A 22,676-nucleotide genomic window follows, 5' to 3' on the forward strand; every position below is an offset into this window, starting at 1 on the left:
AGATTCCATGGACATCCTCTACCAGATCCGTGCCCGCCAGGATTCCTTCAGCGCCGGTGAAGGGCGTATCGCCAGGCTGCTGCTCGACGACGTGGGGTTTGCCGCGTCGGCCAGCCTGGAAGCGTTGTCCCAGCGGGCCGAGGTCAGCACGGCCACACTGTCGCGGTTTGCGCGCAGCGTGGGCTGTCGCGATTTGCGTGACCTGCGCCTGCAATTGGCCCAGGCCAGTGGGGTGGGCAGCCGTTTTCTGGACCCGGCGGGCAAGCCTGAGCAGTCGGCGTTTCATCGGCAGATTCTTGGCGACATCGAGGCGACCTTGCGCCAGCACTTGTCGGGGTTCAACCAGGCAGGGTTTGCCGATGCGGTCAGCCTGCTGGGCAAGGCACGGATGGTCCACGCGTTTGGCATGGGCGGCCCGTCGAGCCTGTGCAGCGACGAATTGCAGGTGCGCCTGGTGCGCCTCGGCTATCCGATTGCCGCCTGCCATGACCCGGTGATGATGCGGGTCACGGCGGCAACCCTGGGCTCGGATCACGCGTTGATTGTGTGTTCCTTGACCGGCCGCACGCCTGAGCTGCTGGACGTGGTGGCACTGGCGCGCAATTACGATGCACGCGTCATCGCCATCACCTTGGCCGACTCACCCTTGGCGCAGTTGGCGGATGTCCTGCTGCCGCTGCAACCGGCCGAGACCAGTTTTATCTACAAACCGACGGCGGCGCGCTACGGCATGCTGCTGGCCATCGACCTGCTCGCCACCGAGCTGGCACTGGCCCAGCCGGACGACAACCGCGAGCGCCTGCGCCGCATCAAGCTGGCCCTCGACGAATACCGCGGCGGCCCCGACAGCCTGCCGCTTGGAGACTGATATGAAGTACGACACGCTGATTCGCCAGGCGCTGATCATCGATGGCAGCAACACCCCCGGGTACATCGCCGATGTGGGACTGTGGGAGGGGCGCATCGCGGCGATCGGTGATTTGTCGCAGGCAACGGCCACGGATCAGATCGACGCCACGGGGCGCGTGCTGGCGCCGGGGTTTATCGACGTGCACACCCACGACGACACCATGGTGATCCGCCAGCCGCAGATGCTGCCCAAGCTGAGCCAGGGGGTGACCACGGTAATTGTCGGCAACTGTGGCATCAGCGCCTCGCCAGTGAGTTTGCGCAGTGACCCACCGGACCCGATGAATTTGCTGGGCACGCGTGAGGCGTTCACTTATCCACGGTTTGCCGATTACCGTGCGGCCGTGGAAAGTGCCCATCCAGCGGTCAACGTCGCGGCGTTGATCGGCCACACGGCGTTGCGCAGCAACCATATGGACGATCTGTATCGCACCGCCACGCCGGACGAAATCACCGCCATGCGCGAGCAATTGCAAGACAGCCTCGCGGCCGGCGCCCTCGGTTTATCCACAGGCCTGGCCTACGCCAGTGCGTTTAGCGCCGAGACCGATGAAGTGCTGCAACTGAGTGAAGAACTGACGGCGTTCGGCGCGGTGTACACCACCCATTTGCGCAGTGAATTCGAGCCGGTACTGGAGGCCATGGACGAGGCGTTCCTGATCGGCCGGCACGCCAAGGTTCCGGTGATCATTTCTCACCTCAAATGTGCCGGAGCGGGTAATTGGGGGCGCAGTCCGCAGCTGTTGGCCGCGCTGGAGTCGGCGGCGAAAACCCACCCGGTGGGCTGTGATTGTTACCCCTATGCGGCGAGTTCTTCGACCCTGGATCTGAAGCAAGTCACCGACGCGTTTCGTATCACCATCACGTGGTCGACGCCGCACCCCGAGTTGGGCGGGCGTGATTTGCAGGACATCGCCGCCGAGTGGGACGTTTCGCTGATGGATGCTGCACGTCGCCTGCAACCGGCGGGGGCGGTGTACTACGGGATGGACGAGGCGGATGTGCGCCGCATCCTCGCGCATCCATTGTCCATGGTGGGCTCGGATGGGTTGCCGGAAGACCCGTTCCCCCACCCACGGTTGTGGGGCGCGTTTGCGCGGGTGCTCGGGCATTTCAGCCGGGATGTGGGGCTGTTCCCGCTGCACACGGCGGTGCACAAGATGACCGGCTTGTCGGCGGCGCGGTTTGGCTTGGCCGAGCGTGGCGAAATTCGCCAAGGGCACTGGGCCGACCTGGTGCTGTTCGACCCGTTGCGCGTGCGTGATGTGGCCGATTTCAAGGACCCGCAACGGGCGGCGCAGGGCATTGACGGGGTGTGGGTCAACGGCGTGTTGAGTTACTGCGAGGGGCAGGCGAATGGCCAACACGCCGGCCGGTTCCTGGCGCGCAATGGCGATTTGCGTTGTGGTTTTTCGTCTTTATAGTGGGGGCTTTTCATACACGGAGCGGTTGCCATGCACTTAGGAAAAGTCATCCCCATTTTGCGGATTTTCGACGAGGCCAAGGCGTTGGAGTTCTACGTCGAGTTCCTGGGGTTCAAGGTGGATTGGCAGCATCGTTTCGAGGCGAATTTTCCGCTGTATCTGCAAGTGTCACTGGGGGAATGTGTGTTGCACCTGACCGAGCATCATGGTGACGCCTCGCCGGGCGCAGCGGTGCGAATTCAGGCACAAGGCGTGGACGCCTATCAGCAGCAGTTGCAGGGCAAGGACTATCGCTATGCCAAGCCTGAGGTTGAGCCAACACCGTGGGGTTCGCGGGAGATGAGCATCAAGGACCCGTTTGGGAATCGGGTGGTGTTTGTTGAGGAAGGTGAGGGCTGAGGGGAAATCGCAGGCAATAAAAAACCGCCTTAGTAGGGCGGTTTTTTTGCAACCCCCGTTAGTGACCGGGGCTGCGGCTTCACTGGAAGCGCTGACCTGCAACGCGGATAGTAATGCCGGTTTTTGTATCACGCAAGGTTTGACGGTGGTCGGCAATATTTTTGCTAGTTGTCATATTTTTTTGTAAGCCTGACCGAAAAAAATTGCAATAAATCAGCTGCTTTTTATTGAGGGATTGTTGTGACCTGCCACACCTTTTACCAAAATGTTGGTTAGTATCACCTCCGTTCCAAGTATGTCGTTTTGTAGGTGGCTGGGTGTGCGCGCGGAATTATGGACCGCCCGCCACGGGCTAGTAATCCGTGCCGGATTCATGCGGGAGGAACCAAAGCCCGGCTGCCTCATTGGAAGCGCTGACCTGCTTCCGAAGGCTCACGTGTTCCGGTAAGTGCGCTGGAGGTAAGGCCCAACTCACGGAGGGCCGAGTATGTCTAAGTTCGCACGACGTACGTGGAACCTCGTAGTGAACTGCCTGCGTGCTTATCACGTCTGGAAGTTCCTGCGGGACAGCTTCGATGACCGTTAAGGTCTGAGAAGTGGAGCCGCCTCGGTTCAGGCCGAGGCGGCTTTTTGGTTTCCTACACCCGGAAATGGCTGACCATCTGCTGCAACTGGCTACCCAAACGCGCCAATTCAACACTCGATTTCGCCGTCTCGTCACTCGCCGTAGCCGTCTGTTCCGAGACATCACGCACGTTCACGATACTGCGGCTGATCTCTTCTGCCACGGCACTCTGCTGCTCGGCGGCGGCGGCAATCTGTTGGTTCATCGACTGGATGTTCGACACCGTGCGGGTGATGTTTTCCAGGGACACACCGGCCTTGCGCGTCAGCTCGACGCTGCTGTCGGTGAGGCTGCGGCTGTTGTTCATCACATTGGCCACTTGCTGGGTGCCGTTCTGCAAACCGGCGACCAGGCCTTCGATTTCCTCGGTGGATTTCTGTGTGCGCTGGGCCAGGCCCCGCACTTCATCGGCGACCACGGCAAACCCACGACCGGCTTCACCGGCACGCGCGGCTTCAATCGCGGCGTTGAGTGCCAGCAGGTTGGTCTGCTCGGCCACGGCCTTGATCACGTCCATCACGCTGCCGATCTTGTTGCTCTCTTGTTGCAGGTGCGCCATGGCGTCGGTGGAACGTGCCACTTCGGCGGCCAGGCGCTCGATCTGGGCGATCGCTTCACCCACCACCTTGTCGCCTTCGCGGGCTTGGCCGTCGGCGTCGGAGGCAGCTTGGGAGGCTTGTTCAGCGTTGCGCGCGACTTCCTGCACGGTGGCGGTCATTTCATGCATTGCGGTGGCAACCTGATCGGTCTCGATCTTCTGGCTGTTCACCCCGGCGCTGGTTTGTTCGGTCACGGCCGACAGTTCTTCGGCGGCGCTGGCGATTTGTGTCACACCGTCGCGGATACCGCTGATCAGCTCGCGCAGGGTCGTGCCCATGCGCTGGATGCCTTGTTGCAGCACGCCCAGTTCGTCGCGGCGGGTGACCTGGATGTTGTGGCTCAAGTCGCCGGAAGCGATGCGCTCGACCACGGCCAGGGTTTCCTGCAGTGGGCGGGTGATCTGGCGGGTGATGACCAGTGCGGCGATAACACCGACCAGCAGGGCCAGCAAGGTGCTGATCAATTGCAGGCTGCGGGCCTGGGCGCTTTCGGCGTCGCGGCGCTCAAGCTGGATGTCGTAGAGCTTGTCGCTGATGGTGACGATGTCGGCACCTTGGGTGGTCATTTCTGCGCGAGCGCTGACGATGTTGGCGTTGGCAGCCTTGTAGCTTTGTACGGCGGAGCGGTAGGCGCCGAGGGCGGTTTCAAGCGAAGCCAGTGCGGTTTGCTGTTCGGAACCAAAGACGGCGCTGAGCTTTTTCAAGCCACTGATGGCTTTTTCGATTTGTGCGGCGGCGCGGGCTTCGGTTTCGGCGTTGACGTTGCCGGTGTAGCCACGCACTTCATAACGGGCGAGCTGGAACTCTTCCTTGGCCTGGGTCAGTGCCTGGTACTGGACGAAACGCTCCGGACTGTCGGCCATCTGCTGCACGCTGGTGTCCAGGGCATTGATCTGGGCGTTGGCGATGTCGGCCTTGTCACCCATGACCTGGCGCGCGGCGTTGCCGTTACGGTAGGCCTCGCGCATTTTGTTCAAGGATTGCTGGTAGGCGGTGATGACGCTTTTCTGCTCGTTGAGCAGCTTGAGGTTATCCGGGCTCTTGAAGCTGTCCAGCAGCTTTTGTTGCTGGGCAGCGAAAGCGTCCAGGTTGGTCTGTACGGTTTGTGCCACGGCTTCGTCACCGTTGGCCAGCATGTATTGCAGGCGCACGATGCGCAGCTTGGTCAGCGAGGCATTGAGCTGGGTGATATCGCTCATCCAGTTGCTGCGGTCGATCAGGCCGCCCAGGCTGGTCCAGCCGGTCAGGGCCAGGATCGAAGTAAGGACCAGTACCAGGCCGAAGCCCAGGCCGAGTTTGAGGTTGACGCTGATGTTACCGAACCAGCTGTTCATCGAATGCTCCGCAAGAGTGATGTCTGTTTGCTGGTTGATGTTGTTGTTTGAGCCAGCCGAGGTGTAGCGGGTTATCGGCGGCAAAACCTGAATCTGAAATGCTATTTCGGCTCATCGACGCAGGGCGCCGATGAGTGGTTGCGGGAGAATTGGGTTACTGGCTCGTGGGGTTTAGCCGACGTGATTCAGGCCAACACCTCTGGGCGGAGGGGTTTTGAGCATATCGACCAGTTGCGATAAATAGAAAAAGCGCTGATGACGCTGTTCTGGCCAGCGCTCGATGAGGAACTGGCCCTTGTCGTTGATTTGAATGGGGGTGCTGACAATCTCATTGCCACGGGACATGTGCACAAGGTTGATCTCGGTGGAGGTTCGGCGCTCGACGATGAAATGCCCGGGTGTTGTGAGTCTGCTGCGGTCCGGCGGCGCCGGCACGCTTGGCACTTTTCGCCCAGGAATACCGACGTAGAGCGTGAAGTCACTGCGCAACGCCACGCCCTTACCTTCCTCGAACGATTCCCACGCCCCCTGGTGCAACGGCCTGGCCAGTTCCGGGGCGCTGTCGCGCACATGCAGGCTGACGGCATCCTGCAGCGTGGCGAGGCCCGGCACGCCCAGGTGCGTATCAGTGTGGGTGCTGCCCACGAACGCGACCCACTTGTGCGGCCCTTGGGCGAGTTGGTCGGCCTTGATCACCTCGTTGGCGAAGTAGCTGAACATTTGGAGGCGCGGCAAATCGCCATTCAGACCTTTGATGTAATAGGTGGCCGTGCAGTCCAGCGCTCGTATGCGTATCCCGTATTTATTGGCTTTCTTGACCAGGTGAGTGTAGGTGTCCGTGCCCTCGTAAAGGGGCATCTGGCCTCGGTCCAACTGCCGGAGGTAGTTCTCCAGGATCGACGGCATCTTCGAGGTGCGGTAGTAGGTTTCCAGGGCTTCCTGATGCAGATCGGTCAACAAATGCTCGAGGTACAGCGTCTTGACCCCCAGCTTTTTCAGGTGCTTGAAGTATTGGATCAGCAGGCGCTTGCTGGATTGCGCGGTATGGGCCTCGCCGATGACCAGCCCATTGCGCTGTTTGAACAGCCGTTCAAACAATACGCTCTCGTCTCTTGCGCTGGTCAGCTCGCCCAAGGCTCTGCGTTGGGGCAAGGTGAGGTCGGCGAAATGCGCTTTGGCAGTGGCGTACAGGCGCTGGCGGGTCTCGATGAAGGTGTTCATTGCCCCGGCATTCTCTGGCTGGGCGTGGGAGTAACGCGAGTCCAGGCCACGCCGCTCCAGGCGCATCTGGTCGATGTTCGCGCGCATCGGCGCCGGGATGTCGAACGCCGCGTAATGAGAGACGGTGCCCGATGCTGGCGTGAGGCTGCTCGGTGCGCGCAGTGCCCCATGGGTTGTTGCAATGGATAGGGCGTAGTCACCTCGGGACTGGGCGCTGCTGTGTGTGTCGGGCCACAGGCCGGTCGGCTCCCCAGGCGCCACGTCGTGAACGCGCAGCGCTGGCGCCTGTTGCAACTCCGCCAGCCCGGCAATGCGCTCGTAACTGCCCAGGCGGTTGGTCTCGACCAACGCCAGCCAACCTTCGTCCGGGTTGTGTTTCAGGTTGAGCTCGATAGCGGTGTGAGAGTAGAAATTGCGCAGCTTGCTGCTGCGCGGCACAAAACGCGCGCCTTCGCCCAGGGCCAGCACGTGGCCCATATGGTATGAAACTGCAGCGTCCAGGCCGTCGATGGCGATGTTCAGGCGCTGGGTTTCGAGCAGCAGCTTGCGGTACGTGAACGGCGCATCCGCTGCGAACCCCAAGGCCTCGTCCACCTGCGCCAGATGCCGCTCGATCTGTTGCAGGGCGTGGGCTTTGTTGCCGTTGAGCTGGTTGTTGAGGACTTTCAACTTGCGATGGAACAGGTCGCGGGGCAGGTTCTCGATGTACACCCGCTTGAGTCCCTGTTCCGCCAGGCCTGGCAGTTGTTCGATCAACAGCTGTTTACTGGCGATGGAGTTGTCGACGGCTCCGATAATCAAGCGCTTGTTGCGGCTGAACAGCCTCTTGAGAATGTCGCTGTGGGCTGCGTTGCTCGCCAGTGCGGGCAGTGCGCTTTTCGGCGCCGGGGCCGGTAACGCCTGGTAGAACGCGTCGGCGTCTTCGCTCAAGCGTGCGACGTTTTGTTCATAGGCCGTGCGCAGTGGTTGCGCTTCGATAAACGCGTTGCCTTGGGCAGCCGCCGCGTCCTGCCCCCGGCTTTGCATGTGTGTTTGGAAGCCTGAGTCGAGCAGGGTGCGGAAGGTCTTGGCCTGATCGGGCGCTACGTCGAAGGCCTCCAACGGGCTGCTTTCATCCGCCAGCAGCTTTTCGTATTGCTTGCGCCCACCCCCGGGGACGCTGAAGCGCACCCACTGCCCATCACTGTTCTGGCTGACCAGGCGTGCGGTCGAATGGAGCTGGCCGGTCAGCGGGTCGTGGCGATACAGCAAGTAACGGCCCAAGGCGTCGGGAGTCTGCGATACCCACAGTGGCTGCCCATCAAACAGGATGGATTGCATGCCTTCGGGGTTGATCGCATCCAGTTGCTTGAGCGGCGCACTGCCGACGGCGTGTGAACTGGTCTGGATGACGGCACGCAGAGGTTTGAAGCTGCTTTTGAGCAGTGGGCGCAAATCGAACAGCACGGCCCCCATAGCATTGGCCAGGAAGCCGACGTAGTGCTCAATCGCGGCTGCCCTGTCGTTCTGGTGATAGGCGTTGAGGGCCAGCATGGCGTCCTTGAATGCCAGCAGGCCGCCCAAGGTCAAGCTCAGCAAGGGGAATGGCATCGTTGCAATGGCCGTTACCCACTCGATACAGGTCCACAGGATGCCGGTAATCATTTGGGTGCGATTGATCGTTGTGCCGTGCACGTCATCGATGGTGCGCTGCAAGCTCATGTTGTATAGCTCGTGGCGCAGATCGAGCAGCGGCGTGACGCGGCTTATCGAGTCGTGCCGAGCCGGGCTTGGGGTGGTGCGGTCGATGTCATCCGGCAGGCCGTTGCGGGCATTCTCCAGAAACAGGTGCACTCTGCGCATCGACGGCAACGACACGCGAGAGCACCAATAGCCGGGCATGCCCTCGACTTTTTTCAGCAGGTAGTTGAACAGCTTCGCTTCGCGAAAGTTGACGCCGTCCGGAGCGTTGGGGGTGTACAGCAACACGGGATAGTCGGCGTGGCTGAACAGGTAGTTGCCCATCACCCAATCACCGTCGATAAACAAGCGGTGGACTTTGTAGGTATTGCGCGTGGTGCTGCGGGTATCCGACAAGCTGTCGATGGCCTGGTTGAGCCAGCTCAGGTCGACACTGGTGATATGCCCCTTGAGTCGGGCCTCCAGCGCGGCACTCTGCATCTGCAATTGGTGAATCGCCAGCACCGCACTGCGTCGTTCGTGATAACCGGGGCTGTCGCTGGATTGCAGGCGCTGGCGCACTTCATTGATATAGTGTTCTCCGACCCATACGCCGGTGACCGAGCGGGCAACGTTCTGTGCAGTCAGCGGGCTCAGGTCTACGCCCCTGGGGCCGCGAAAGACCGCGGATCTGGAAAACTTCTCGTCGAGAAAGCCGATGCCGTCTGCATAACCGTCGCGGTACAGGGTGGTGTAGGACAGTGGTGTTGGCGGCGCACCGAGCAATGTCCGTGGCGAGTAGGCGAAGACGCTGTCCGGGTCGACGTCATTTTTGGAGCGTCCCAGCAGTCTGTTCAGGCTGAGCCTGGCTTTATCGCGCAAATAGCTGTCGAAGCTCGGGAAATTGGCTTCGGCATCGGGTCTGGCATTGTAGGTGCGCAGGGCACCCTCGATGTTATCCGCCAGGGTGATCAGCCGGGTTCTGTCTGCCAGGGAGGCGTTACGAAACCAGGCTGGTGAGCTGAAACTGTAATCATCCAGTTGCAGCGCCAGGCGGTGTGCGGCCATCGCGTCCAGGCAATCGGCGTGGCTGCAGGGTTTGCCGAAGGTCACCTCGCGGTGTTCTTCGGCATCGGGGCGCAGGCTGATCGCCTGGATGAAGGTGCTCATTTTCGGGCGGAAGCGCAGCGGCACTTGTTGCAGTACGTAATTGCTCATCGTGTTGGGTTGATCCAGCCAACCGATGATATGGGTCTGGCATTCGCGCAGGCTGCTGAAGGCGAAGAACTGTTGTGCGCTGGGGGCGTCAGGGGTGCACAGCAATAGGCGTTTGACCTGGCCGTGAGCATCATCTTCGCGCAGCAGCCACAGGTCTCGCAGTTGAGCGCCGTGCAGCAGCACGGTTTGTGCGCAGAGCTGCGGGCGGGGATTTTCGCGCAGGTCTGCAAACAGCTGCACATCGTCCGGACTGAGGTGGCCTTGCAGTTGGGCAATGTAGGCCAAGGCGACCAGGCGCTGATCGAAAAACGTGCGGGCCGCCTGTTTGATCTGCGGCGTGCCCAGCACGGTTTTTTGTGTGTCGGCAAAGTCCAGGCGTGGTTGCAGGTCTTGCAGCAGGGGGATCAGCACTTGCGGGGTGAGTCGGGCATAAGCCATATCGAGCGGGGCGCCGGCGTAGCTCAAGGTGCTGTGTTCAAGGAAGGCTGAGCCCGGCGCACTGTCGCCGGTGTGCAGGCCGCGCAAGGCCAGTTCCACCAGTGAACGCTGCTGCTCGTAGGTGCCGACCGGCGGCACTGTGCGCCGGGTTGTGATGCGCAGCAGATCCGGGTCGAGGTCGTGGATGTCCAGTTCATCGGCCAGTTTCTCGGCCCATTGGTGCCGGGCGAGGGCCTGGGGCGTTGCCGCCGGGCCGAACAGATTCATGAACGCCTCGCGCGCCTGGTTGTAGTTGCGCAGGTGTTGGTCGAGGGTGTCGCGAAGCGGCTTGCTGGCGCTGCGGTACCAGTCGGGCAGGGCGTAGAACAGGTCGCGCTCAAGCAGTCGCTGTGCGCGAAAGTCCAGGCGCAACGTCAGGTCGGGCAACGCGGCTTGGATGGCGTTGTCGAGGTGCTCCTTGATGTGTGTGGCGTCTGCATGGCTCAGGGCGTAATTGATGTCCTGTTCACGTTTGTCGAGCAGGGCTTGGTAGACGTGTTCGAACAGCGGTTTGTCCTGGATCGGAAGTAAGGTCAGTGGCCATATATCAACGGTATCCAGGTGTTGGTAGCGCACAGGCAGGTGACGATTGAACTCAGCCCGCCCGGTGGCGAGCGCCATCGCAGATTGCAGGCCTTGGTCCAGGTCGTGCAGTGAGTCGAAGGCTTCCAGACCCCGCGCGGGCGTGAACAACAAGACCGGCCCCACGGGGTGCGCTGCTGGCAGGCTGTCGACGACGGGGTTGGCCTGGCGCGTCAGCACAAACGCACCGGCGAACGTGACGGTCTGTTCCTGGTAGGTGAAGGCCAGGGCGTACATGCCGGGGCGGAAGGTTGGCCCCAGCGAGCAGTTTTCCAGCATCCGCTGGTCGGCGGGGGACAGCAGGTTGTCACTGACGTTGAGCCGGGTTTCCAGTTCCAGCGCGTTGATGCCGGCGGTGAAGGTCAGATAAGTCTTACGGCTCTGCCCTGCGACGGCGCTGGTTTCATCCAGCGCCTTGAGGCGGCTGTTCAGGTCCGGTGGGATCACATCCTGATACAGGGCACGCGCCTGGCTCATAAACGTAGCGTTGATACGCTTGAGGTCGGTGTTGAGCTGTTGCAGCGTGGCGTACTCCGCCGGCAAGGTAACGGGGCGTTTGCTCTGGCTGCGCAGGGTGGGGTCAATCTCCAGCAAGTGGGCGTGAATCTGATCAAGCGTGGGCGCGGCATCGCGGGTATTCGGCGTACTCATTGGCACAACCCCTGAGGTGGTGAGTGGAATCACCAGCATGGGCAGCGCAGGGGCGTGTTCGGCAGTAGATAGGTATGTCGGTGCGCTCATCAAGGCACGGTGTTGTGTGCTAGTCTGCTGGCCCTTTTAGTTTTGGGTGACAAGGAACACGCGGCTTTTGTGCGGCGTTTTCAGTGTTGTCCTACAGCGGAGCACCTTCATGTCCGAAGTTAATCTGTCCACCGACGAAACCCGCGTCAGCTACGGTATTGGCCGTCAACTGGGCGACCAACTGCGCGACAACCCGCCACCGGGTGTGAGCCTGGACGCCATCCTGGCTGGCCTGACCGACGCTTTCGCCGGCAAGCCAAGCCGTGTTGATCAAGAGCAAATGGCTGCCAGCTTCAAGGTTATCCGCGAAATCATGCAAGCCGAAGCGGCTGCCAAGGCCGAAGCGGCTGCTGGCGAAGGCCTGGCTTTCCTGGCTGAGAACGCCAAGCGTGATGGCATCACCACCCTGGCTTCCGGCCTGCAATTTGAAGTGCTGACTGCCGGTGAAGGCGCCAAGCCAACCCGTGAAGACCAGGTACGTACCCACTACCACGGCACCCTGATCGACGGCACTGTGTTCGACAGCTCCTACGAGCGCGGCCAGCCTGCAGAATTCCCGGTTGGCGGCGTGATCGCCGGCTGGACCGAAGCCCTGCAACTGATGAATGCCGGCAGCAAATGGCGCCTGTACGTGCCGAGCGAACTGGCTTACGGCGCTCAAGGCGTTGGCAGCATCCCGCCGCACAGCGTTCTGGTGTTCGACGTCGAGCTGCTCGACGTTCTGTAAGACCTGCTGATTACTGCGGGAAATGGCTTGTGTGGGAGCGGGCTTGCTCGCGAAGACGGCGTGTCAGTCGCACATTTATTGACTGACCCACCGCTTTCGCGAGCAAGCCCGCTCCCACATGAAGCTCGCTTCCACAGGATGGGCTCATGGATGGAATTTGCCATTCAATTCAGTGGCCGGGCGCAACGCTCGGGCATAGCAGAACAGAAACAGATTGCGCACCACTTCCTTCAGTACCCCGGGTTCACTTGAGCTCAAGCCATTCACGTCCAGGTCGCCCTGGTCCTGCAGCTCGCTCAGCGCTTCTTCTTCCAATACCGCACAGACTTCGCCGGTTTCCCGATGCAGGATGCGCAGGTAAGGGTGTGGGCGGTCCAGCCAGGCGTCTATCAAATAAGTCATGGTCGTTCTCCTTGATGGGTTTCAATGAGAATAATTCTTATTCGTAGAATAGCAAGTGCCTATTGGCGGTTTGTGGTTTTTTCTGTGTGGTTATTGCGCGGGGTCAACCGGGAGGGCGAAACGCCATCCCGCGGCGGGCGCGGGATGGAAGTTGCAGGTTCAGACCTTGCGGACGAACTCGGACTTGAGTTTCATCGGGCCGATACCGTCGATCTTGCAATCGATGTCGTGGTCGCCATCGCACAGGCGGATGTTCTTGACCTTGGTGCCGACCTTGACCACCAGGGAGGTGCCCTTGACCTTGAGGTCCTTGATCACGGTGATGGTATCGCCGTCCTGCAGGACGTTGCCCACAGAGTCTTTCTTCACGGTTTCATCGCTAGCCGCTTCGGCCTCGCCATTGGCGGACCACTCGTGGGCGCATTCCGGGCAGATCAGCTGGGCGCCGTCTTCGTAGGTGTATTCGGAATTGCATTTCGGGCAGGGTGGCAACGTGCTCACTAAAGCTCCTTGTAGAGTCAGGGATGGCTAAAAGTCGCACATTATATAGGGTTTTAGCGGCGGGAGGGGCGGCTTGGCTCGGTCTAATGTGGGAGCTGGCTTGCCTGCGATATCGGTAGTGAATTCACTAAAGCTATCGCAGGCAAGCCAGCTCCCACATTAAACGGTGTGCAATCAGTGCGTACGGGCTACCGCAAACTCACTCAGCTCAACCAGTGCATCCCGGTATTCGCTGGCCGGCAGGGCTTCCAGGCATTGGATGGCACGGGCCACGTAGTCACGCGCCAATTGCGCGGTGTAGTCCAGCGAACCCGAGGCCTCCACGGCTTCGCGGATGCTTTCGAGGTCTTCGATCCCGCCTTTCTGGATCGCCTTGCGCACCAGGGCCGCCTGTTCCGGCGTGCCTTCGCGCATGGTGTAGATCAGCGGCAAGGTCGGTTTGCCCTCGGCCAGGTCGTCACCGACGTTCTTGCCCAGGGTCTCGGCGTCGCCACGGTAATCGAGCAGGTCGTCTACCAATTGGAAGGCCACGCCCAGGTGGTCGCCAAAGGTGCGCAGGGCTTCGGCCTGTTCGGCGGTCGCGCCACACAGCGCGGCGGCGCTATGGGTGGAGGCTTCGAAGAGCATCGCGGTTTTACCGCGAATCACTTCCATATAGGTTTCTTCGGTGGTGCTGGCGTCGCGCACCTTGGACAGCTGCAACACTTCGCCTTCAGCGATGATGCGGGTGGCCTGGGACAGAATCTTCATCACCGGCATCGAACCCAGTTCGACCATCATTTCGAACGAGCGCGAGTACAGGAAATCGCCGACCAGCACGCTGGGGGCGTTGCCCCACATGGCATTGGCGGTCTCGCGGCCACGGCGCATGCCCGACATGTCGACCACGTCGTCATGCAGCAGGGTCGCGGTGTGCAGGAATTCGATAGTCGCCGCCAGCAAACGCAAGTCGTCGCCTTCGCGACCCAGGGCCTTGCCACACAGCAACACTAATAAAGGACGCAGGCGTTTGCCGCCCGCCGACGTAATATAGTCGCCAATTTTGGAGACCAGCGGCACTTTGGACGTGAGCTGTTTCTTGATGATGCCGTCGACGGCGCTAAAATCGTCCGCGACCGCGCGGTAGAAAGCTTGGGGTTGCATCAGCTACAGTCGCTCCAGAAGGGTTGCGCGGCATGCTAGGACCCTGACCCCGCAGTGTCAAGGCGCGATAGACGGCCCCTTGCAAGGCTTCTATAGCTTGCGTACAATCGCGCACCCTGAACTTCCTGGGCAGCACCTGCCTTACGCAATTGCATTCGGGACGTCCATCCCATGCAGCCATGCCAGCCAATACCTCTTCTTATAAAGAGCTGGGTGAGCAGGATTATCGGAGAAATACCATGTCGTACGCAGTAATTGTTACTGGTGGCAAGCAATACAAAGTCGCCCCAGGTGAATACCTGAAGATCGAAAAACTGGAAGTCGCTACCGGCGAATCCGTTACCTTTGATCGCGTTCTGTTGGTCGCCAATGGCGATGACGTGAACATCGGCGCTCCAGTTGTTGCTGGCGCTACCGTTGTGGCTGAAGTGATCTCCCAAGGTCGTCACGATAAAGTCCGCATCATCAAGTTCCGTCGTCGTAAGCACCACATGAAGCGTATGGGCCACCGCCAGTGGTACACCGAGATCAAAATCACCGGTATTCAGGCTTAATTTCAGCCTAATTCCTCACTAGGAGAATTGACTCATGGCACACAAAAAAGCTGGTGGTAGTACCCGTAACGGTCGCGACTCAGAAGCCAAACGCCTTGGCGTGAAGATGTATGGCGGCCAGAAAATCATTCCGGGCAACATCATCGTGCGTCAGCGCGGCACCCAATTCCACGCCGGTTACGGTGTAGGCATGGGTAAAGATCACACCCTCTTCGCGAAAATCGAAGGCGTGATCAAGTTTGAAGTAAAAGGCGCGTTCAACCGCCGTTACGTGAGCGTTGTCGCAGCTTAATTGCGAGATCGCTGGAAAAGCCCTGTCTTGCGACGGGGCTTTTTCGTTTGTGGAGTGAGTCTCTTGCAAAGCTGTTTGTAATGGGCGATAGCAGCAGGATATGCGGTCGTTGCTTGAGGTCGCTGCGCTCATTTTTGCAAGAGTCTTATGTCTTGGTTTCTTAAGCTCGTCCGTGCGGCGAGAGGCGTTTTGTTATGAAGTTCGTTGATGAAGTTTCCATCCGAGTAAAAGCAGGCGACGGCGGTAACGGTTGCATGAGTTTCCGTCGCGAAAAATTCATCGAAAACGGTGGTCCAAACGGCGGTGACGGCGGTGACGGCGGTTCCATCTACATGATGGCCGACGAAAACCTCAACACCCTGGTCGACTACCGTTACACCCGGCACTTCGATGCCGAGCGTGGCTCCAATGGCGGCAGCACCGACTGCACCGGTAAAAAAGGCGAAGACCTGGTGCTGCGCGTACCCGTCGGCACCACGATTATCGACTCCGCTACCCAGGAAGTGATCGGCGACCTGACCAAGGCCGGCCAGAAGCTGATGGTTGTGCAGGGCGGCTGGCACGGTCTGGGTAACACCCGATTCAAGTCCAGTACCAACCGTGCGCCACGCCAGACCACGCCAGGCAAGCCGGGCGAGCAGCGTGACCTCAAGCTGGAAATGAAAGTACTGGCCGACGTAGGCCTGTTGGGCCTGCCGAACGCGGGTAAAAGTACCTTCATCCGCTCGGTCTCGGCCGCCAAGCCGAAAGTCGCCGACTACCCGTTCACCACCCTGGTGCCAAACCTGGGCGTGGTCAGTGTCGACCGCTGGAAAAGCTTCGTGATCGCCGACATTCCCGGCCTGATCGAAGGCGCTTCCGACGGCGCCGGCCTGGGCATTCGCTTCCTCAAGCACTTGTCCCGCACCCGTTTGCTGCTGCACCTCGTGGACATGGCGCCGTTGGATGAAACCAGCGCAGCGGACGCCGCTGAAGTGATCGTCAGCGAACTGACCAAGTTCAGCCCGGCCCTGGCCGAGCGTGATCGCTGGTTGGTCCTGAACAAGTGCGACCAGATCCTCGAAGAAGAGCACGAAGAGCGCGTCAAGGAAATCGTCGACCGCCTGGAGTGGGAAGGCCCGGTCTACGTGATCTCGGCCATCGCCAAAGAAGGCACCGAGCGCCTGACCCGCGACATCATGCGCTACCTCGAAGACCGCGCCGACCGCCTGGCGGCCGACCCGGTGTTCAAGGCCGAACTGGCTGAACTCGACCAGCAGATCGAAGACGAAGCTCGTGCCCAGTTGCAGGCGCTGGACGACCAGCGTGCCCTGCGCCGCAGCGGCGTGAAGTCGGTCCATGACATCGGTGACGACGATTGGGACGAAGAAGACGTGGATGATGAAGACGGTCCTGAAATCATTTACGTGCGCGACTGATTCGTTGCAGTAAACTTAAGCGCCGCTCAATTGAGCGGCGTTTTGGTATCTGGGTATACGTAGTCACGAATAACGTTATGGGTTGCGCTGGGTCGCGCAGCCCTCTATCTAAGGTTGAAGATGATGCGGAGCAAAGTGACAGGTGCGCAGCGCTGGGTCGTAAAGATCGGAAGTGCGCTGCTGACGGCGGATGGCAAGGGGCTCGATCGTGCAGCCATGAGCGTCTGGGTCGAGCAAATGGTGGCCTTGCATGAGGCTGGCGTTGAGTTGGTGCTGGTGTCGTCCGGGGCGGTTGCCGCCGGGATGAGCCGCCTCGGCTGGACCGCGCGACCCAGCGCGATGCACGAACTGCAAGCCGCCGCCGCCATCGGCCAGATGGGCCTGGTACAAGCCTGGGAATCCAGCTTCGCCGAGCACGGCCGCCACACGGCGCAGATCCTGCTGACCCACGACGACCTGTCCGACCGCAAGCGCTACCTCAACGCCCGCAGCACCCTGCGTGCGCTGGTAGAGCTGAAAGTCATCCCGGTGATCAACGAAAACGACACCGTGGTCACCGACGAAATCCGCTTCGGCGACAACGACACCCTGGCCGCGCTGGTGGCCAACCTGGTGGAAGCCGACCTGCTGGTGATCCTCACCGACCGCGACGGCATGTTTGACGCCGACCCGCGCAACAACCCCGATGCGCAACTGATCTACGAAGCCCGCGCCGATGACCCTGCGCTGGACGCCGTGGCCGGCAGCGTCGGCGGTGCCCTGGGCCGTGGCGGCATGCAGACCAAGCTGCGCGCTGCACGCCTGGCTGCGCGTTCCGGTGCCCACACCATCATCGTCGGCGGGCGCATCGAGCGTGTGCTCGACCGCCTCAAGGCTGGCGAGCGGATCGGCACGCTGCTGTCGCCGGAGCGGGGTATGCTCGCGGCGCGCAAACAATGGTTGGCCGGTCATCTGCAAACCCGTGGCACCCTGGTGCTGGACGATGGCGCTGTATCTGCGCTGTCCCAAGGCAACAAAAGCTTGCTGCCGGTCGGCGTCAAGCTGGTGCAGGGCAGCTTCCGCCGTGGCGAGATGGTGGTGTGTGTGGCCCCGGACGGTCGTGAAATCGCCCGCGGCCTGGCCAACTACAGCGCCCTGGAGGCGCAGAAAATCATTGGGCAGTCGTCTGACGCGATTGTGGGCCTGTTGGGTTATATGGCGGAGCCGGAACTGGTGCACCGCGACAACCTGATCCTGGTTTAAACAAAGGGAGTATTCGATGCGCGTAATGAAGGGATTGCTCGGCCTGCTATTGGCCATGCCACTGTTGGCGTCTGCCGAAGAAGTTGGCCAGGTGTCGACGGTATTCAAGTTTGTCGGCCCCAACGACCGGATCGTCGTCGAAGCCTTCGATGACCCCAAGGTCGACGGTGTGACGTGCTACCTGTCGCGCGCCAAGACCGGCGGCGTCAAAGGCGGCCTGGGCCTGGCCGAAGACCGTGCCGAAGCCTCGATCGCCTGCCGCCAGGTGGGGCCGATCCGCTTCAAGGGCGAGCTCAAGGATGGCGACGAAGTATTCAAGGAGCGTACGTCGCTGGTGTTCAAGACCATGCAGGTGGTGCGCTTCCTCGACAAGAAGCGCAACACCCTGGTTTACCTGGTGTACAGCGACCGCCTGATCGAAGGCAGCCCGCAGAACGCCGTGACGGCGATTCCGATCCTGCCGTGGCCGACCGCTCAGTAATCCGCAGGCGGGTTTTGTCATCGGCGTCTATGATTGCAGGCTTGCGGGTTGTAATCTCGACGAGCCGCTTTGCTAAGAACATGGGATATCTGGAGTTCGTCATGAGTGCTTTCCACGACCTGAAACTCAAAGCTTTGGACGGACAAGAGCTGCCACTGGCACCCTTCAAGGGGCAAGTGGTGCTGGTGGTCAATGTGGCCTCCAAGTGTGGCTTGACCCCGCAATATGCGGCTCTGGAAAACCTCTACCAGCAATACAAGGGCAAGGGGTTTGTCGTGTTGGGCTTGCCCTGCAATCAGTTTGCAGGCCAGGAGCCGGGCAGCGAAGAGGAGATCCGCGAGTTCTGCAGCCTGAACTACGGTGTGACCTTCCCGCTGGGCGGCAAGCTTGACGTCAACGGCCCGGACCGTCACCAGCTCTACCGCTTGCTGGCGGGCGAGGGCGCGGAGTTTCCCGGGGATATAACCTGGAACTTCGAGAAATTCCTGCTGGGCAAGGATGGGCGGGTGCTTGCACGCTTCTCTCCGCGTACCGCACCGGATGATCCCACCATCGTCCAAGCCATCGAAAAAGCCTTGAATTAACTCGGCCCGGCCTGTGGAGAGGGAGCAAGCTCTCTCGCCACAGGTCAGTCGCCGTTCGCTTTTATCCTTTAATCATTCAGATCAATAGTGCTGTTCAGGTCTGTGTGGGGCCAATATTATCCACGTCATAAACCCGCCTTACGTGGAGCATCCCCATGCCTGTCCAAGCCTTGTTCAAACCCTTCCAGCTCGGTGCTCTGCAACTGTCGACCCGTGTAGTCATGGCGCCGATGACCCGTTCGTTCTCGCCGGGCGGCGTACCCAACGCCCAAGTCATCGAGTACTACCGCCGCCGCGCCGCTGCCGGTGTGGGCCTGATCATCACCGAAGGCACGGTGGTCGGCCACCCAGCGTCCAACGGCTATCCCAACGTCCCGCATTTTTACGGTGAGGCCGCTCTGGCTGGCTGGAAAAAAGTGGTCGACGCCGTGCATGCCGAGGGCGGCAAGATCGTCCCGCAGCTGTGGCATGTGGGCAGTGTGCGGCGCATCGGCACCGAGCCGGATGCCAGTGTGCCGGCCTACGGCCCAATGGAAAAACTCAAGGACGGCAATGTCGTTGTCCATGGCATGACCCGGCAAGACATCCAAGACGTGATCAATGCCTTTGCCCAAGCCGCCAAGGATGCCCAACGCATCGGCATGGACGGTGTGGAGATCCACGGCGCCCACGGTTACTTGGTCGACCAGTTCTTCTGGGAAGGCAGCAACCAGCGCACCGACGAATACGGTGGCAGCTTGGCCAACCGTTCGCGTTTTGCCATCGAGTTGATCCAGGCCACCCGCGCCGCGGTTGGCGCGGACTTTCCGATCATCTTCCGTTTCTCCCAGTGGAAACAGCAGGACTACACCGCACGCCTGGTGCAAACCCCCGAGGCGCTGGGTGAGTTCCTGCAGCCGTTGGCTGACGCTGGTGTGGACATTTTCCACTGCTCCACTCGCCGCTTCTGGGAGCCGGAATTCGAAGGTTCCGACCTCAACCTGGCCGGTTGGACACGCCAGCTCACCGGCAAGCCGACCATCACCGTAGGCAGTGTTGGCCTGGACGGCGAGTTCCTGCAATTCATGGTCAACACCGACAAGGTCGCGCAGCCGGCCAGCCTGGAGAAGCTGCTGGAACGCCTCAACAATGAGGAATTCGACCTGGTTGCCGTGGGCCGTGCGTTGCTGGTGGACCCGGATTGGGCGGTGAAGGTGCGCGAAGGTCGCGAGGGCGACATTCTGCCGTTCAGTCGCGAGGCGTTGACCACATTGGTCTGATCAAGCCATTCGGCGTTGGAGAGGGGCCGGGTATGTCGATACCCGGCCCTTTTATTTCAGCGGTTGCTCAAACGATGGTGTGGTTGTACCGGCCGCCGCTCTGCATAGGGCGTCCGGTAACCGTCATCGTGGTCGGGCTGCCTCGGTGTAGGCCTTGACGAGGTTTGCCGGAAGTCCCAGCCGGGTTGTGAGTAGTCGCGATCCGGCTGTGGCCGGTACTGAGGGTTCCAGCCTGGCCGGGTGTACTGGTAGTCGGGCTGTGGCTGGTACGGAGGGTTCCAGCCTGGCCGAGTGTGCTGGCAGTCGGGCTGTGGCTGGTACGGAGGGTTCCAGCCTGGCCGGGTGTACTGGTGGTCCGGCTGTGGCTGGTACGGAAGGTTCCAGCCTGGCCGGGTGTATGGCTGATCCGACTGTGGCCGGTGTGGTGGGTTCCAGCCCGGCTGGGTGTGTTGGTTATCCGGCCGGGGTGGGCGCGGGCGATACCACGGTTGCTGAAGATGGGTCTCGGGCCTTTGCGAGGGATTGCCCGTATCCGCCGGAGCGCTGAAGTGCCAATTACCGTGAGCCGCTGCTCCGTTGATGTGTGTCGACATAAAAAACTCTTTCAGATTATGGGGTGCCCACCTTCACCAGGCAGGTGCGTCATGGGTGGCCATAATCGGAGTGGCGTTCCCGAAATATCCTGTTTGGTGGCGGGGATTCAGACAATGCCTATTGCCTATTCCGAATCGCGGCCCCATAAGCCGTCGGCTGTGGGCGCCGGGTGGGGAAGTGGATGACTTAAACTGTCGCCGGATCAGCGGGTGGAGGGTAACGGCGGAGCGACAAACTCTCCCTTGCACACACCCCGTAACTGGTGCTCGAACTGCTCGATGATCGCCGGCCAACCCTGGCGGCTGGCATGTTGGCGTGCGTTCAGGCGCGCCCTGCGCAAACTCTCGCGCTCTTCGAGCAGCCAGCAGGCCGCATCGCAAAACGCCTCCTCATCCCCCGGCATCGCCAGTACGCCGTTATAGCCATGGCGGATATGCTGGGTCGCAGCCGCCTGGTCATACGCCACCACGCCCAACCCGGAAGCCATGGCTTCCAGCACCACGTTGCCGAAGGTTTCGGTGAGGCTGGGAAACAGGAACAGATCGCCCGACGCGTAATGCCGCGCCAGTTCTTCGCCGCGTTGCGTGCCGCAGAACACGGCGTCGGGCAGGTCATGTTCCAGCAGTGAGCGTTGCGGCCCGTCGCCGACGATGATCAATTTCAGCCTGCGCTGTGGATATGTGCTGCGCAGGGACTCGAAACAGCGCTTGAGTACACCCAGGTTTTTCTCCTGGGCCAAACGTCCTACGTGCAAAACTGCAATGTCGTCATTGCCCAGGCCCCAGCTCTCACGCAGTACGTTGTCGCGCTTGGCCGGATGGAACAATTGGCTGTCGACGCCCCGCGACAACATGCCCAGCCGCTCGAAGTGGCGGCGTTCCAACTCCAGGCGCTGGCTGGCACTGGGCACCAGGGTCAAGGTCGAGCGGTTATGGAACCAGCGCAGATAATGGGTGACTACCCGGCTCAGCATGCTTAACCCATATTGGTTCGAGTACTGCTGGAAGTTGGTGTGAAAGCCACTGACCACGCTGATCCCCAGGCGCCGGGCAGCGCGCAGCGCGGATAAGCCCAGCGGGCCCTCGGTGGCGATGTACAGCACATCCGGACGCTGGCGGGTCCAGCGGCGCAGCAATTTGTGCATCGACGACTGGCCCCATTGCAGGCCCGGGTAGCCCGGTAGCGGCCAGCCACGGCACAGCAGCAATTCGTCGTCGCTGGGACGGCTCTGGTCAGCGTTCTGGCGTGGACGCACCAGTTCGACCTGATGGCCGCGCGCGCGCAGACCTTCGCACAGGCGGCCAAGGGTATTGGCCACCCCGTTGATTTCGGGCGGGAAGGTTTCGGTGATCAGAGTGATGTGAAGCGAGGCTGTCGTCATGGCCCACAGTGTCACTGTGGGCCGTGTCGTCATTGTGTCATTGGGATGATGGATTTATGACGTGGTCACGTTCTGTCGCGCCATCGCTTCGGCGCCCTGCTCACGCACCCAGAACAAGGTCGCCCCGGCCACTGCCGCCGGCATCATCAACAGGTTGACCACCGGCACCAGCAACACCAGGTAAACGATGCTGCCGAAGCTCATGCTCTGCCAGCGTTTCTGGCGCAGCCAGGCGAGCATCTCGTTCCAGCCCAGCTTGTGGTTGTCGGCCGGGTAGTCGATGTACTGGATCGCCATCATCCACACCCCGAACAGTAGCCACAACGGCGCGGCGATCAGGTTGACCACCGGAATGAACGACAGGATAAACAAGCCGATGGCCCGTGGCAGGAAGTAACCCAGTTTGCGCATTTCCCGGGCCAGTGTGCGCGGCACCATGGCGATCAACTCACCCCAACTGAACGCCGGGAAATCGTCGGTGCCACGCACCACCACTTCGACTTTCTCCGAAAGAAAACCGTTGAACGGCGCTGCGATGATATTGGCCAGCATGGTGAAGGTGAAAAACACCATCAGCACCACCAACACCACAAACAGCGGCCATAGCAAGTAGTTGAGGAAGCTCAGCCAGTTCGGCAGCGTCGGCATCAGGTGGTCGACCCACAGGCTGAACTGATGGCCGGCGAAATAGATCAAGCCGACGAACAACACCAGGTTGATCGCCAGTGGCAGCAGCACAAACAGGCGCAGGCCAGGGCTCAAGACCAGCTTGAGGCCTTCACGCAGGTATTGCGGGCCGGAAAGGGCAGGGGCGGGCATGGATAACTCCGAGCAAAGGGGCGAACGCGCCGACCTTACCGGCTTTGTATCACGGGCGAAAGCGGCGACATCAGCCGTAACAAACCCGTCG

Annotated in this window: 18 protein-coding genes and 1 pseudogene; 11 read left to right on the forward strand and 8 right to left on the reverse strand. The window is 60.9% G+C overall.

What is annotated here, in order from left to right:
- Positions 1-7: 7 nt before the first annotated feature.
- From LIY36_RS22765 to LIY36_RS22775, 3 genes are read left to right on the forward strand one after another with little or no spacing between them, the layout of a single operon-like run.
- On the forward strand, positions 8-868 hold the full coding sequence (locus tag LIY36_RS22765) for a MurR/RpiR family transcriptional regulator (protein WP_192300616.1): 861 nt from the start codon (positions 8-10) through the stop codon (positions 866-868).
- 1 nt (position 869) lies between these two features.
- Positions 870-2,333, forward strand: coding sequence for an N-acyl-D-amino-acid deacylase family protein (locus LIY36_RS22770; RefSeq protein ID WP_226457253.1), 1,464 nt, complete (start codon positions 870-872; stop codon positions 2,331-2,333).
- 30 nt (positions 2,334-2,363) lie between these two features.
- Positions 2,364-2,732 carry a glyoxalase superfamily protein gene (locus tag LIY36_RS22775; protein ID WP_192300614.1) on the forward strand — a complete coding sequence of 123 codons (369 nt, stop codon included), beginning with the start codon at positions 2,364-2,366 and terminating at the stop codon, positions 2,730-2,732.
- Between the two features lie 638 nt (positions 2,733-3,370).
- Here LIY36_RS22775 and LIY36_RS27950 read toward each other — a convergent pair.
- The 3 genes and pseudogenes from LIY36_RS27950 to LIY36_RS22785 all read right to left on the reverse strand — a co-directional run bounded on the left by LIY36_RS27950 (position 3,371) and on the right by LIY36_RS22785 (position 11,098).
- Positions 3,371-4,234: a methyl-accepting chemotaxis protein gene (locus LIY36_RS27950; RefSeq protein WP_429480038.1), complete on the reverse strand. Its 864-nt coding sequence runs from the start codon at positions 4,232-4,234 to the stop codon at positions 3,371-3,373.
- Positions 4,226-5,290 (reverse strand): annotated as a pseudogene (locus LIY36_RS27955) (methyl-accepting chemotaxis protein); the annotation flags it as partial. The gene LIY36_RS27950 and the pseudogene LIY36_RS27955, both read right to left, overlap by 9 nt.
- Before the next feature lie 171 nt (positions 5,291-5,461).
- Positions 5,462-11,098 (reverse strand): membrane-targeted effector domain-containing toxin, encoded by a 5,637-nt coding sequence (locus LIY36_RS22785; RefSeq protein ID WP_226457255.1) that lies wholly within the window; start codon positions 11,096-11,098, stop codon positions 5,462-5,464.
- 199 nt (positions 11,099-11,297) lie between these two features.
- On the opposite strand from LIY36_RS22785, the gene LIY36_RS22790 reads away from it, so the two are divergent.
- The gene (locus tag LIY36_RS22790; protein ID WP_192300611.1) at positions 11,298-11,915 is read left to right on the forward strand and encodes an FKBP-type peptidyl-prolyl cis-trans isomerase; all 618 of its coding nucleotides are present in this window, start codon (positions 11,298-11,300) and stop codon (positions 11,913-11,915) included.
- A gap of 144 nt (positions 11,916-12,059) precedes the next feature.
- Here LIY36_RS22790 and LIY36_RS22795 read toward each other — a convergent pair whose 3' ends face one another.
- From LIY36_RS22795 to LIY36_RS22805, 3 genes are all read right to left on the reverse strand, one after another.
- Positions 12,060-12,317 carry a PA4570 family protein gene (locus LIY36_RS22795; protein ID WP_056858344.1) on the reverse strand — a complete coding sequence of 86 codons (258 nt, stop codon included), beginning with the start codon at positions 12,315-12,317 and terminating at the stop codon, positions 12,060-12,062.
- 159 nt (positions 12,318-12,476) lie between these two features.
- The gene (locus LIY36_RS22800) at positions 12,477-12,818 is read right to left on the reverse strand and encodes a zinc ribbon domain-containing protein YjdM (protein WP_027617845.1); all 342 of its coding nucleotides are present in this window, start codon (positions 12,816-12,818) and stop codon (positions 12,477-12,479) included.
- Between the two features lie 174 nt (positions 12,819-12,992).
- Entirely contained in the window at positions 12,993-13,961 is a 969-nt protein-coding gene (locus LIY36_RS22805) for a polyprenyl synthetase family protein (RefSeq protein ID WP_192300610.1), read from the reverse strand.
- Between the two features lie 239 nt (positions 13,962-14,200).
- Here LIY36_RS22805 and rplU point away from each other — a divergent pair, with 239 nt between their 5' ends.
- The 7 genes from rplU (at position 14,201) to LIY36_RS22840 (ending at position 19,791) form a co-directional block, all read left to right on the forward strand.
- Positions 14,201-14,515 (forward strand): 50S ribosomal protein L21, encoded by a 315-nt coding sequence (rplU, locus tag LIY36_RS22810; protein ID WP_007950961.1) that lies wholly within the window; start codon positions 14,201-14,203, stop codon positions 14,513-14,515.
- Positions 14,516-14,549: 34 nt separating this feature from the next.
- Positions 14,550-14,807, forward strand: coding sequence for a 50S ribosomal protein L27 (gene rpmA, locus LIY36_RS22815; RefSeq protein WP_003176049.1), 258 nt, complete (start codon positions 14,550-14,552; stop codon positions 14,805-14,807).
- A gap of 194 nt (positions 14,808-15,001) precedes the next feature.
- Positions 15,002-16,225 (forward strand): Obg family GTPase CgtA, encoded by a 1,224-nt coding sequence (gene cgtA, locus LIY36_RS22820; protein ID WP_003230855.1) that lies wholly within the window; start codon positions 15,002-15,004, stop codon positions 16,223-16,225.
- A gap of 123 nt (positions 16,226-16,348) precedes the next feature.
- Positions 16,349-17,467, forward strand: coding sequence for a glutamate 5-kinase (gene proB / locus LIY36_RS22825; RefSeq protein ID WP_003176047.1), 1,119 nt, complete (start codon positions 16,349-16,351; stop codon positions 17,465-17,467).
- Positions 17,468-17,483: 16 nt separating this feature from the next.
- Positions 17,484-17,948: a CreA family protein gene (locus LIY36_RS22830; protein ID WP_034100556.1), complete on the forward strand. Its 465-nt coding sequence runs from the start codon at positions 17,484-17,486 to the stop codon at positions 17,946-17,948.
- A gap of 101 nt (positions 17,949-18,049) precedes the next feature.
- Positions 18,050-18,532 carry a glutathione peroxidase gene (locus LIY36_RS22835; protein ID WP_226457256.1) on the forward strand — a complete coding sequence of 161 codons (483 nt, stop codon included), beginning with the start codon at positions 18,050-18,052 and terminating at the stop codon, positions 18,530-18,532.
- Positions 18,533-18,681: 149 nt separating this feature from the next.
- Positions 18,682-19,791 (forward strand): NADH:flavin oxidoreductase, encoded by a 1,110-nt coding sequence (locus LIY36_RS22840; RefSeq protein WP_226457300.1) that lies wholly within the window; start codon positions 18,682-18,684, stop codon positions 19,789-19,791.
- A 796-nt stretch (positions 19,792-20,587) separates the two neighbouring features.
- Here the strand turns inward: LIY36_RS22840 and LIY36_RS22845 are convergent.
- Both LIY36_RS22845 and cysZ read right to left on the reverse strand, forming a co-directional pair.
- A complete protein-coding gene (locus LIY36_RS22845; RefSeq protein WP_226457257.1) occupies positions 20,588-21,766 on the reverse strand; it encodes a glycosyltransferase family 4 protein in 1,179 nt (392 codons plus the stop codon).
- A gap of 54 nt (positions 21,767-21,820) precedes the next feature.
- Complete coding sequence (gene cysZ / locus LIY36_RS22850; RefSeq protein ID WP_226457258.1) at positions 21,821-22,585, reverse strand: sulfate transporter CysZ; 765 nt, start codon at positions 22,583-22,585, stop codon at positions 21,821-21,823.
- Positions 22,586-22,676 lie beyond the last annotated feature (91 nt).

Source organism: Pseudomonas sp. AF03-9 (assembly GCF_020515815.1).
GTDB lineage: Bacteria > Pseudomonadota > Gammaproteobacteria > Pseudomonadales > Pseudomonadaceae > Aquipseudomonas.